Below are 13,277 nucleotides of genomic sequence, written 5' to 3' on the forward strand. Positions count from 1 at the left end.
TCTTCATTTAAAAATGAAGATAACCCATCACAGCTTTGCTAAATTGAGATGGGAATTCGGATGGATTTTGAGAAGAATAAAAAAATCCATCGCCATTGCTTAAGTTTAAACTATAATTGTGTTCTAGATGAGAACTAGGTAATAATGTTATTTGACGAGGTAATTCAATTTTAAATATTGAACCTACTCCTAATTGACTTTCTAAAAATATTTTACCACCCATCATTTTTACTAATGAATTAATAATTGCTAAACCCAAACCTGTTCCAGGATATTTACGGCTAATACCTTGATCTATTTGTCGAAATGCTTCAAAAATATTTTGAAAATCTTGAGGAGAAATGCCAATTCCTGTATCTCGAATAGTAATTGTGATCCGATTTCTAGAAATAATTTCTTTGACTTCTAACCAAATACTTCCATGTTCGGTAAATTTAATTGCGTTGGAGAGGAGGTTAATTAAAATTTGATGTACTCGAATTGGATCATTAAACACTAAAGTGTTTTCTAAGTCTATGTCTACAAACAAAGATAACTTTTTAGCTTCAGCTAAGGAACGTATTTCTAATACCGTATTATTAACTATTTTTGAGAAGTCAAATATTTCCGGTTTTAGCTCTAATCTACCAGATTCTAATTTAGAAAAATCTAGGACTTCATTGAGCAATATTAACAAATGCTTACCATTATTGAGGATACGCTCTACCATATCCGCTTGCTGATGAGTAAGTTGACCAAATTTTGGACGTAACAGGATTTGAGAAAAACCAATGATGGCGTTCATTGGTGTTCTTAATTCATGGGATATGGTTGCTAAAAATTGCGATTTTAGCCGTGATGTTTCCAAGAGTTGTAAATTTTGTGCCTGAATTTGTTGCCGTTGTTTCTCCAATTCTTGGTTTTGATTAATTAGTTGCTCATGACTTTCTTTTAACTTTTTATATGCCAAGTCTGCTTTAATTTGTGCGCTGTATAATCGAATTGCACTTCGCAAAATCTGTGCTAGGGTTTCGGCAGATAGTTTGGACTTAACAAGATAGTCTGTAGCACCTGCTGCTATTAATTCAATGGCGAGTTGTTCATCTTCTGGATCAGTGAGGATGACTAAAGGAACTTTGATTTCTGAAGAGCGTAGTTTGTTAATTAAAATTAAACTATCTTGGTTTGGTAAGCGATAATCTAGAAATACGCAGTCGAAGTTAGTATTTTTGAGAGCAGAGAGCGCATTATGAATATCACTGACTTCGCACAATTCCATATAAACACCTGCGTTCGTCAAGGCTAACCGAACTGCCATGCGATCTACTTCATTATCATCTATAACCAAAATTTTCAGCGTCTCTTCCATCAGTTTTTATTTATTTTCGCTGTTTAATAATATTTATGTACAGCATTTCCATGTGAAAACTATGTAACTACAGAATTCAAGATGTTTGTGTATCATCAGATATAGATATAGGGTAATTCAGGGATTTTACACATTATCTAATTGATGTTCATGAAATTCAATTTATAATCCTGCGTTCTTCCTTTATCTAGATGAAAATGATTATCTTCTAAATTAGGCAAGGTCGATATAAAGTAAAATAAAATACTTTATAAATCTCAACATAATTTAATTGTAAATGAGCAGATGATTCACTGTCATCGGCCATTAGTGAGAGTTACATATAAACAGAAGTGTACCAGAAGCTTGAGAAGTTGTACCCACTAGAACAGTTCTCAGTATTGATTAGTGATAATCAGTGTTAACTCATTTAATATTAAAGAGTTTTCAGTGCATATTTTTGAGAGTAGGAGTTTGCAAGTTTAAATTTGAATCAAGAGTAAGCTCTGATGTTCATCTTGAATTTTACCTAATTTGTTTAAATAACTTTTATTCATTTTTAACTATGTTTGCTCCTTACTGCATAATCTGATATTTTCTTAATAATGTCTAACTATGCTTTAGTGTGCTATGCTAATTTTTGAGCGAAATTAATTTTACCCTGAATTAAAGAACTCCACAAAAAGAAATGCCCAATGTCATTCTGAACGGAATGAAGTGTAGTGTTCGCGTAGCGTTCTGAAGGAAAGAATCCTCCGAGATGCTAGAGCCTCCGGCACGCTAACGCGAACGCTTCGCTACACTCAGCATGACAAAACAGGATCATTTATTTTGTGGCTTACTCTTAGTTGTTGCATTGTGTAATTATGAACTTCAAAGTTGATTAAGTCATGACAAAGAGGTTAGATAGTTTTACATTAGTCTACATATTTCATGTTTTAAAAGATAATAGCCATATATCCGTAGCTAGATTTTTACTTCTACCCAACATGAAATAAATCAATTTTATTATTTCTATCGACGGATGCAGGGGAAACTAAATATCATCTATCTTTGGTTTGGAGAAATAAGATTAAAATACTTACAAAAAGTTTTAACTTTAAAATAAGCGGACAGATATTCTAGTTAGGTGTAACGATGAGTGAAATTAGCATTCTTTTAATTGAGGATCATGATTTAACCCGGATGGGACTAAGGGCTGCATTGCAGTCACACAGCGGATTAAGAGTTATTGGGGAAGCGGCAAATGCGACCCAAGGTCTAAAACTTTTGGAAACGACTAAACCAGATGTGGCGGTAGTAGATATTGGTTTACCCGATATGGATGGTATTGAACTAACCCGCAAGTTTAAGCGTTATCAAGCAGAAACTGGACAAACTAATACAAAAATTTTGATTTTAACGATGGATCATACAGAAGATGCTGTCCTAGCGGCTTTTGCAGCAGGGGCAGATTCTTATTATATGAAGGAAACAAGTATTAATAAATTGACAGAGGCGATACAAGCGACTCATGCTGGTAATTCTTGGATTGATCCAGCGATCGCTAATGTGGTACTCAAGAAGATGCGTTTGGCCATACCTGGGGAAAGTTTCGCATCTGATCAACCAAAGACTGTAAAAATCGAGGCGTTAGCGACAGAATATGAACAAGTTCTGGAAACCTATCCTTTGACTCAACGGGAATTGGAAATTTTAGAGTTGATTGTGGCTGGTTGTAGTAATGGGCAAATTGCGGAAAAGCTTTACATCACAGTGGGAACAGTCAAAACTCACGTTCGCAATATTTTAAATAAACTGTGTGCGGATGACCGTACCCAAGCTGCGGTGCGGGCTTTGCGTTCTGGGTTGGTTGGTTAAGATTATTTATCCTAATCGGTCTTGTAAACATTCAGCAATCCGTTTCGCTGCACCAGGTTGTCCCATGCGTTGAACTCCATTTTCGGCAATTGTTTGGATCAGGTCGGGATTTTTGAACAGGGATTGCACTACTTGAAGAACTTCTGCTGGTTGGTTCACTAAAATTAAAGATGTTCCTAAAAGACGACTTTGCGCCTCAGCAAAAGCAAGGTTATATTGAGGGCCTTGACCTGGAATAGCGATCGCAGGTTTGCCTAAACCAATAAATTGTTCTGTTGCTGTTCCTGCCATAGCGATCGCTAAATCTCCTAAATGTAAGCAGTCATTGTAAGCAGCTTGAGTGAGAATTAGATAGGCATTATTTTGTTTAAATCTCAAACAATCGGGGTCAGAAATTTGTACAGGAGACGCTGTACATCTTTGCCAGCCGTGGATTTGCAAAGTTTGAGCTAAAATAGTGCTATCTAGACCAGGAGCGATCGCACCTAAAAATACCAAATCTCGCTCCTGCCAACTAGCACTCATAGCCGATACAGCCATCATCATAATTTCCCAGTTAGCATAAGCCTCAGGCACACGGGAACCAGGAAGCAGAGTCACCATCAAAGGACGAACCATTTCTTGTTGTTCAACATCAGCACCATAAAATCTGGGAGTTCTCAAAGTCGATTCCAAACCATCCATCATCGGATTTCCCAAATCAAAAGCTGGAATTGACCACTTTTTTAATATTTGCGTCGTCAGCGAATCTCTAGGAAACACCGCACAACAACGACGACGACTCATCAACAACCTCTCCCAAGGATGATAAATAGAACCAGAAAAATTTTCCCAACGTGCCGACTTTGACTTCCTAGGCAATAAACCCACCTCATCCCGCACATAATATTCAGATTTAGCCGTCCCCACAAAAGCATAATTAGCACCACTAATAGCAGCAAACAACAGCGGGACAATATCTCCCACCGCTAAAATAGCCTTTTTATAACCTGATTTCGTTTGCGAACTCACCCAACGACGAATAGCTAGAATTTGATTCCAAGTCAGTTGCACCAAACCACCACGGACATCTCCCATAAGTTGGCGACTATCCATGTAAATAAAACCACCAGAAGGCATACTCCGCACCGAACCAATACACGGCACATTCAACTTTTGGTAAGCACGTCCTTCACCAACTATCGGTAAAGCAAAGATGTCTGGTGGTGAAGATAGCCGTTGCAATTCTTGTAAAATACGCACAGCAATAATATCTTCTCCATGACCATTACTTAAAACTAGTAACTGCAACCGAGAAGCAGTATCTGACGAATTTGCAACTAAAGGTAATTGGGATAAATCACTCATAGAATTTTAGATTTTGGATTTTAGATTAGTAATATTTGCAGGGTATTGCAATTTGTGATCATAAAATCTGATAATAAGTATTGTCGATCGCACTAAATCAACCTCAATATCATCTGGTAGAAAAAACTCTAGATATAAATACTCATTAAATCTGTTTTAGGCATTAGGAATAATTGACAAGAAACAAAAAATTACAAGTAACAGTCTCTTGATTTACTGGCATAGGCATATAAATCGGCAAAAAGCTGGAAATTAGCATTATCCCCAGTACTTGCCCTGACTGCAACTAACTACCAGTTAATTAAATTAATCAATATTAATTATGCGAGTTCCTTCTGCGGCAATTTTTACCTTAGCTACTTTAGCTGCTAGTAATATCACCCAAAAAGCAAATGCTGTACCGACTCAAACCACAAATCAGGAGGAAGCAAACGCCACCAGCGATGTGATCGTCGTCCCATTTGTGGAAACTCAAACAGCACAGGTAGAAACCGTAGCATCTCCAGAAACTACTTATGCCATAGAATTTAGCTCCCAGCCAGTGGTTGTACCGAACAATATCAATAACAACTTGACTACAGATAACAATTTAGTAGTTACTGCCACCAATGTCCAGATAATTGGTGCTAATCCAGAATTAGAGCAGATAATTCGCAAAGTTATTAAAACCCAAATAGGTGGGAGTACCAGTCAACAACAACTCCAAAAAGATGTAACAGCCATTTTAGATACTGGTTTATTTGCTAGTGCCAATGTCAATAGTAGTAGTACATCTGCTGGTTTGAATGTAGTGTATCAAGTCAAGCCAGTAGTCGTACAAGCCCTACAACTATCTGGTGCAAAGGTTCTCAATTATAAAGTAGCCTTAGAAAGTTTTCAAAGTCAGATTGGTAAAGATATTAGTCCAGCCAAACTCCAGGAAATAGTCCAAAAAATTAATCAGTGGTACACAGAAAATGGTTATACCTTAGGTAGAGTACTATCAATTAAACCCAGCCGCCAAGGTATTCTCACAGTTAATGTGGCTGAAGGTTTGGTAGCTGATGTTAAATTTCGCTTTTTGACTGAAGAGGGAGAAAAGGTTGATAGTAAAGGCAACCCAGTCAAGGGACGTACTCAAACTGAGTTTCTCCGACAGCAACTCAAGTTGCAGCCAGGTCAAGTCTTTCAAGACAAATTAGCCCAGCAAGATGTACAAAGTTTATATAAATTGGGCTTATTTAAAACTGTCAATGTTGCTTTTGAAGGGGATGCAAGCAAAGCTGATTTAATCTACGAACTCCAAGAAGTTGGGGCGCGTTCAGTTAACTTGGGTGGTGGTTACAATGCTGATGATGGGATCTCAGTCATTGTTAGTTATAAAGACCAAAATGTCGGCGGTGTCAATGATACATTGGCTGGAAATATTGAAGTTAATAGACAGGATGTACTGTTTAATACTAATTTCACCAGTCCCTATCGGGCAACTACCCCCGATCGCTTTGGATATAACATCAAGACATTCCGTAGAAGGGAACTTTCGGATACTTTCGACGATACTATCAAGCTAGAAAATGGTGACAAGGTAAGGGAAGGCCGGATTGGTGGTGGAGTCAGTATTCAGCAAGAGGTTGATGGTTGGGATGCTTCTCTAGGTATTAATTATACTCGTGTTTCCATCCGCGATCGCGAAGGTAATATCACCCCAAAAGATGCCAATAACAACCAATTATCTTTTAGTGGTAATGGAATTGACGACCTGACTACCGTATCTTTCACAGCCACCAAAGACGAACGAGATAACCCTAATAAACCAACTCAAGGTTCTATCCTCAGTTTCACCACCGAACAATCTGTTCCTGTTGGTCACGGACAGATTTCTATGAATCGTCTCCGGGGTAATTACAGCCAGTTTATGCCAGTTAAATTATTCAACAGCAACAAGCCACAAGTATTTGCTTTAAATCTGCAAGCTGGGACTGTAATCGGTGATTTACCACCTTACGAAACCTTCAATTTGGGTGGTTCTAATTCGGTGCGTGGTTATGATGCTGGTAAAGTGGCCAGTGGACGCAGTTATGTGTTAGCTTCTGCTGAATATCGCTTTCCCATCTTCCCCATTGCTGGGGGTGTACTTTTTGCAGACTTTGCTTCAGATTTAGGTTCTGGTGACACCGTTATAGGAGATCCTGCCGGTGAGCGGAATAAGCCTGGAAATGGTTTTGGTTATGGTGCAGGGGTAAGGGTTGACTCACCTTTGGGCTTAATTCGGGCTGATTATGGAATTAATGACCAAGGAGATAGCCGAGTGCATATTGGCATAGGTCAACGGTTTTAGAGCATTCAAAATCATGGCTCATGGCTCCAGTTTTGTTAAAGATACGAAATCCTTGGGTTTAATGATAGTTTGTGTATGCTTCAATTAAGTAAATTGGAGAGATTAAACGGAACTATGTAAAGTTTTGTAGAGGAAAGGTTAAAAGGTAAAGGTTTTTCTTTTTTCCCTTTCCCTTTATCCTTCTGAAGATAGTTGTGTTTTTTGTACCCACCTACTTAAGTCAACCTCATTGGATAAAACTGATGTCAAAAGAACATAAAAGTAATAAAGAAACTAAAAAGCCTAAAAAAGATGCCAAGGACAAAAAAGAAAAGAAAGACCCAAACAGATAAGATCGTTAACGATGGCGATAATGCCTTCTTTCTCTGCTTTCTGTTCTGAGTTTAACTTGCTTAGATAGCACCAAATAAATACACTAGAGACGTTGTATGGAACGTCTCTACATTGGTAAATAAAGCCCATCCTCATACATAAATGATGGCTAAGGAGCAGAAGCACCCGACTTAGGATCGGAGACTTTCTGTAAACGTAGTAGAGTATTATATACCTGTTGTTTTAAAGCACTGTTAGTTTGCAGTTCTACAGTAATTTTATTGAAGCGGTCAATCTTTAAGCCATTTTCTTCAACAATTTTTTGAGAATCGTTGCAATAATTAACTGCTATATCCTTGGCCTTGTTGGGTAGGGAGTTCATACTGTTGGGTTCGTTGCAAACAATTGTGGGAATTTCTTTTCCACCAATTAGTTTTTTAATTTCCTCAAAGGCTTGCTGCCGTTTTGGTTCCATTGCTAATACAGATTCGGCATACTTGGTAATTTCTGTATTGTTAACTGTCAAGGTTTGAGCATCAGCTTTGGCACTCAATCCCAAAGTGCTAATAATTATACCAGTAGTCAGAGTTGCAAGTACCAAGGACTGAGACAGTACTTGTCTGATTTGTGTTCGGAAAAGGACAAAGTAATTTTCCTGCATACGATAGATGACACAGAATATATGTTAGAGGTATGATAGTGGATTTGAATTATTTTAGGAAGAAGAAGTTCCAGTAAACCTGAAATCAGCTAAATTTTTACTTACCTTCTTTGACATACTTGACAAAGTTCGATAATTTTAGTTTGGAGTATTGAGGTTTCTGAGGCTCCTTGTTTAAGGCTAACTTCTAATTCTAGTAGTAGAGGTAAAGATGAGATTAATTGTTGTACAGAAAGAGAATTAACCTCTTGTTGTAAAAAATAGATCCGTTTGGGGTTAGCAATTTCGGCAGCTTTTGCGATCGCTTGAGGATTTCGCTCTCCACCTTCCATCATAATCTTTACCCATAGCCAAGTACGAAACTGACCAATTAAAGTGGCAACTATCCGCAACCCAGGTTCAGAGGCATTCATCAAATCAGCAATAATCCCTAAAGCTTTAGCTGTATCTCCGGTTCTAATGGCTGCTGCTAATTGTAAGGTATTTTGAGTAGTATTTCTGACTAGCTGAGATACGGTTTTTACGTCTAAAGATTTATTGCTACCTTCAGTAAAAAGCCGCAGTTTCTCCATTTCCGTGTAGAGAAGCCTTGTATCGTTACCTATAGATTCCGCCAACAGTTCCGCAGTTTGGGAAGTTAGTTTCACACCCACAGTTTGAGCCGCTTGATTGACAGCTTGCACCAATAATTCCGTTTTCCAAGGGGGAATGAGGGAAAATTCCCGGAACTCCTTAGCGAATTGTTTCAAAAATTTTGTAGCTTTGAGGCGTTCATCCGGCTTATTTCGGCTGGTAAGCAATAAAAATGAGTCTTCAGGAATTACGGCTAAAGTGCGTTGTAATTCCCCTAGGACATTCTCTGGACACTGTTGACACAGAGTGGTATTAATCAACCAAACTAACCGTCCACCTGCGCCAAAGGTGGGTGTCATGACTTGATTTAAAGCCTGAATGATAGCATCGGGTTGATCTGGGGGGAAGGCGGTATAATTAAAACTAGTCCAGAGGGGATCAAGAATGCGATCGCGCAAAACAGCCACCGCTTTTTCAATCGCAAAATCATCCTCACCCCAGTAAACATAGATTGGCATAAATAAACCCCCCCGAACACAACCAAAATCAAAAACCCAAAATGGTCTAATTTTCCCTACAATCTATCAAGAGATCGCGAGGCAATGAAGATTGGACGACAACTACCAAACCTATTTAAATCGGGTAGCACGCATGACGCTACCAGAAGCTTACAGATCCCAAGTTCAGCACATCCAGGAATCTTCTAAATTTCAGCCAAATTCTGGAATCAGAGAACCAGCACCTTTTCCTGGCTATACGCTGATTACTCCACCTGCGGGAGAGGATACAGAAAACGCTGCTTTTTACAGCCAAATAGAGTCTTATCAGCGATCGCTTTTAGAATTACCAGTTAACTGTGATTTGATTGTACCTGTCCCACCCGCCAGCTTTCATGTCACCGTAGCCGACCTAATCTGGGATCATGCCTTCGTTCATGCCACTGAAAAAAATCCCCAATTTGCCGAAGAACTAAACTCTTGTCTAGGTGACTTGTTTCAACAGTATCAAGAATCCATGACAAAGGCAAATAATCCAATTTCTTGGCAACTGCTGGGACTGATCGTCATGCCAAGGGCTGTGGGTGTTTGTTTAATACCCAAAGATGAGCGCAGCTATGAAGAGATTATTCAACTCCGCCGACTAATTTATCAAAATCGTAAATTAATGGGCTTGGGAATTGAGCAACATTATAACTTTACAGCCCATATTACATTAGGCTATTTTGGAGAAATTCCCACAGAATTAGACCGCACAAAACTCAGTACTATGTTGTCTGAGTTAAATCAACAATGGCTATTAAATTTCCCAGAAATTTTAATCAATAGAGTTGAATTGCGGAAATTTGATCACATGACACACTATTATCGTCAACCAGACTGGGTAAGTTTAGATTTTTGATTTAATTCTAATTCGTAATTAACTCAATTAATTACGAATTAGAAGCAAGTCTAAAATTTTTGACTCCTGACTCCTGACTCCTGACTCCTGATTCCTGATTCCTGATTCCTGACTCCTGACCCTTACAGATATACTAAAAACGGGTTAAAAGTGTCATTCTGAACGAAGTGTTCGCGTAGCGTGCCGTAGGCTCTAGAATCTCCGAGATACTTCCCTGCACTACGTTACGGTCAGTATGACATAAGTCCAAGTTTGACCCGTTTGCAGTATAACTTTTATGGCTTACGCCACGCTATCAGCAACTCCTAGTTACGAAAGGGATGGGAAGAATTTATGTTTTGGTATCATTCCCATCTCAGTTAATCTTTCAGTCCTAAGCCAACGGTTTAAAAAACATACTCATATCAACGGCTAATTTTTGTCCTAATTTTAGCAACTGACTACACTGATTAGCTTCGACTGGATTGTTAACGTTGCTAAGACACAGGGGGACAATTTGACTATGCAAATAGCTAAAGTAGAGTTCTTGGGATTTTTCCAAAGAAATACCTAGATTTAGTTGATAACCGACATCAATGAGTTTTTCTAAACGTTGGATATCTGTACCAAAAGAACCATTAGCATCGTGCAGTAGTTGTCCTAGAAAGCGCACAATTAACTGTTCTAATATCTGCTTACCTTCTGGTATATTTAGCTGACAACGCAGATTTTGAGTTTCAGTCGCGATCGCTTCTAATTCTAAGATATGATTCCAACTTAATTGCGGTTCGGTAATATCTTGATCTAGGGAGCGTAATGTCATCATGCAGCGATAACCTAAAGCAATCTCTGCTGCTACTTGCAATTCTTGGGGAACTTCTAACTCATCCCGATGAAACGCCATAATCACACCGTAATTTTCACGATATGTCTGGGTATATAATTGGTCTAATCTTGTTAGGGTTTCCTGACTTAACAACCGCATAATTCGGTGGCGTTCTTCTGCAAATAGATTCTGTAGACTAAAGGCTTCATCCCCAAGTAGCTGTGTCATCACCAAAATCGAGTGAGCCGCACTTGCTTGTTGCAGTGATGCGAATAGCTTTTCTTTCAAGAGGGTGTAATCACGTCTGCCTGTAAATGTTTGAATGCAGCAATGGAAATCCCAACCCCCTAAATGCAGAACCGCAAAGACTAAATTTGCACTCTCCCAAGTAATATCTGATACCAGCTTCAACTGTCCTACTGCCATAGTCAACGCGCCCATACGTTGCATTTGATAATCTAACTCATGGGCTGTATAGCAATAAACTTGCTTTTGGTAAGTCAGGATGTTTTGATTATCACTTTGTACTGTAGGCGCATTGGTGTGATTGTTAAACAGAGAAGTAATAGCGTAATGAGCAGCAACTTGTTTAAAACCAATTTGGGCAGTTAGTACCGACTGACGATAAATTTCTGCGCCATCCTTAAAGGATTCTACGTTACTAGGGGCTAAACCCAAATGTTTGAGGAAATCTTTTTCTAGCTGTACACCAGCTACATCTCCAGCTAATTCTAAAGCACGGGAGGCATAACGGAGAATCTGCGTTCCTTCGGGGCGGGATATTTCTTCAAAAAACCAGCCGCAACTGGTAAACATGAACAAAGCATGACGCTGCATTTCTAGTAACCGCAGAGCATCTACTTGTTCTAAAGCTGTCAGTTTGTGGGTTTGATGGTGGGATAGAAAACGAGTCACATTGGCAGTAGAGCGATCGCGCAAAACTTGAATATATTCATCCCTTGCTAACCAGGGATCACGAAATAATTTAGCCCCATGTTCCTCATACACCTCAATTAACTGATCCCGTAGCCAGTTTAAAGCATTCCGCAACGGTCGTCGCCATTGTTGATGCCAGACACCGCCTTCTCCACCACAACCACAATCATCCTGCCATCTATCTACTCCGTGGGCGCAACTCCAAGCTGTAATTGACTTTAATTCCACTTCCCAACTAGGAGAATTTAAACTCAAATAGTGAGCAAAGTTTGTCACTGTCCAACCATGACGGGGAAACTCGTCAATAAAGGCATAGGCTAAAGTTTTCTCGGTTCCCTTTTTGTGATGTCCAAAGGTTTCCCCATCTGTGGCCACAGAAATTAATTGGGACTGACGATGATCCCCGCGCACTGCTGCACCAACCCTACCTGCAAAGTGATGGGAATTATAAACCACATCACTAAAACCCATATCCCGCGAAATCGGTCCGTCGTAGAAGAAGATATCAATATAAGGTAGACCTTCTGTTTTATCTGAGTTAGTCGCGTTATTTGAACTCAGAGGAGAAGAAGCAATACTCAGAGATGGTTTTAAATAACAACGATATGGGCGAGTGGGATCAATTTGACTACCGCCTACTTCATGCCATTGAGGTTGGGGATCGTCTTGAGTTCCTAGAGGACGACAACGTTGGGCTTGAGATGGTGCGAGGACAATAAAGCGAATTCCTTCTGCAACTAAAGCTGCTAGAGTGGCATAATCTACAGCCGTTTCAGCCAGCCATATCCCTTCGGGTTCACGTCCAAATCTGGATTTGAAATCTTCTTTACCCCAGCGAATTTGGGTATGTTTATCCCGTTCATTAGCCAAAGGCATGATGATGTGATTATATACTTGAGCGATCGCATTCCCATGACCATGCAATCTTTCACTACTCTTAGCATCAGCCTCCAAAATTCGCTCATAAACTTCCGTATCGTAACGCTCCAACCATGACATCAGCGTTGGGCCGATGTTAAAGCTCATGTATTCATAATTATTGACGATCCCCACCAATTCATTGCGGTCATTTAAGACTCTGGCAAAGGCATTGGGGCGATAGCATTCCCAATGAATGCGTTCATTCCAATCATGGAAAGGTGCCGCACTTGGTTGGCGTTCAATTGCATCCAAATAAGGATTTTCTCTTGGTGGCTGGTAAAAATGACCATGTACCGTTACATATACACCCTGAGATTTTTGAAGAGGATCGTTATTTAGCCTATGTTGAGAATCTTGGTTTAATTGCAATTTTGAGCCAGAGCTAACTGGCGTTTCAGTAGCAGAAGTCATGATATTTGTATCCCAAGTAAAATTGTATTTGTAGCGCAAGTATAGTTATAGGAACATTTTTACGGTTGTTTTTTCACAAAATCCGGTATAAACAACATCATTGAAATCAAGCTGAATCGGAATTTCAGCAAAAATAGTCTTAATCTGACGGGAAATCTGCATTATCGCGCAGTCATGTCCCCAAACGCAAAAAAGCATCAAGTATGGAATCAAAATACATATTGTGAATTTTATCACTAGCAACGCCAATCAGCTAAGAAAACTAATACTCTTTTAATCCATTGAAACCTATTTTTGTGATGAAATCCTGGCGTGAAGTCATAGTTTTGCCGCAACTCATTAAATCGCAATCTTATTTTATACTGCAAACGGGTCAAACTTGGACTTATGTCATACTGACCGTAACGTA

At 39.3% G+C, this 13,277-nt stretch carries 8 protein-coding genes; 3 read left to right on the top strand and 5 right to left on the bottom strand.

What is annotated here, in order from left to right:
- Positions 1–7: 7 nt before the first annotated feature.
- Entirely contained in the window at positions 8–1,348 is a 1,341-nt protein-coding gene (locus tag VB713_RS05625) for an ATP-binding protein (RefSeq protein WP_323310595.1), read from the bottom strand.
- Positions 1,349–2,464: 1,116 nt separating this feature from the next.
- Here VB713_RS05625 and VB713_RS05630 point away from each other — a divergent pair.
- Complete coding sequence (locus tag VB713_RS05630; RefSeq protein WP_323310596.1) at positions 2,465–3,187, top strand: response regulator transcription factor; 723 nt, start codon at positions 2,465–2,467, stop codon at positions 3,185–3,187.
- Positions 3,188–3,193: 6 nt separating this feature from the next.
- On the opposite strand, the gene VB713_RS05635 is transcribed toward VB713_RS05630, so the two are convergent.
- Positions 3,194–4,534: a lipid-A-disaccharide synthase-related protein gene (locus VB713_RS05635; RefSeq protein ID WP_323310597.1), complete on the bottom strand. Its 1,341-nt coding sequence runs from the start codon at positions 4,532–4,534 to the stop codon at positions 3,194–3,196.
- A gap of 322 nt (positions 4,535–4,856) precedes the next feature.
- Between VB713_RS05635 and VB713_RS05640 the strand changes: the two genes are divergently transcribed.
- Positions 4,857–6,851, top strand: coding sequence for a BamA/TamA family outer membrane protein (locus VB713_RS05640; protein WP_323310598.1), 1,995 nt, complete (start codon positions 4,857–4,859; stop codon positions 6,849–6,851).
- Between the two features lie 481 nt (positions 6,852–7,332).
- Here VB713_RS05640 and VB713_RS05645 read toward each other — a convergent pair whose 3' ends face one another.
- Positions 7,333–7,824, bottom strand: a complete 492-nt coding sequence (locus VB713_RS05645) for a DUF4168 domain-containing protein (protein WP_323310599.1) — start codon at positions 7,822–7,824, stop codon at positions 7,333–7,335.
- 101 nt (positions 7,825–7,925) lie between these two features.
- On the bottom strand, positions 7,926–8,915 hold the full coding sequence (holA, locus tag VB713_RS05650) for a DNA polymerase III subunit delta (RefSeq protein ID WP_323310600.1): 990 nt from the start codon (positions 8,913–8,915) through the stop codon (positions 7,926–7,928).
- A 91-nt stretch (positions 8,916–9,006) separates the two neighbouring features.
- On the opposite strand from holA, the gene VB713_RS05655 reads away from it, so the two are divergent.
- Positions 9,007–9,795, top strand: coding sequence for a DUF1868 domain-containing protein (locus VB713_RS05655; protein WP_323310601.1), 789 nt, complete (start codon positions 9,007–9,009; stop codon positions 9,793–9,795).
- A 373-nt stretch (positions 9,796–10,168) separates the two neighbouring features.
- Here VB713_RS05655 and VB713_RS05660 read toward each other — a convergent pair whose 3' ends face one another.
- A complete protein-coding gene (locus VB713_RS05660; protein WP_323310602.1) occupies positions 10,169–12,868 on the bottom strand; it encodes a DUF3536 domain-containing protein in 2,700 nt (899 codons plus the stop codon).
- Positions 12,869–13,277 lie beyond the last annotated feature (409 nt).

Source organism: Anabaena cylindrica UHCC 0172, assembly GCF_034931625.1.
GTDB lineage: Bacteria > Cyanobacteriota > Cyanobacteriia > Cyanobacteriales > Nostocaceae > Anabaena > Anabaena cylindrica_A.

Excerpts from the sequence above, each read along its gene's own strand:
- VB713_RS05625 (WP_323310595.1), bottom strand. The coding sequence starts at position 1,348 with ATGGAAGAGACGCTGAAAATTTTGGTTATAGATGATAATGAAGTAGAT.
- VB713_RS05630 (WP_323310596.1), top strand. The coding sequence starts at position 2,465 with ATGAGTGAAATTAGCATTCTTTTAATTGAGGATCATGATTTAACCCGG.
- VB713_RS05635 (WP_323310597.1), bottom strand. The coding sequence starts at position 4,534 with ATGAGTGATTTATCCCAATTACCTTTAGTTGCAAATTCGTCAGATACT.
- VB713_RS05640 (WP_323310598.1), top strand. The coding sequence starts at position 4,857 with ATGCGAGTTCCTTCTGCGGCAATTTTTACCTTAGCTACTTTAGCTGCT.
- VB713_RS05645 (WP_323310599.1), bottom strand. The coding sequence starts at position 7,824 with ATGCAGGAAAATTACTTTGTCCTTTTCCGAACACAAATCAGACAAGTA.
- holA (WP_323310600.1), bottom strand. The coding sequence starts at position 8,915 with ATGCCAATCTATGTTTACTGGGGTGAGGATGATTTTGCGATTGAAAAA.
- VB713_RS05660 (WP_323310602.1), bottom strand. The coding sequence starts at position 12,868 with ATGACTTCTGCTACTGAAACGCCAGTTAGCTCTGGCTCAAAATTGCAA.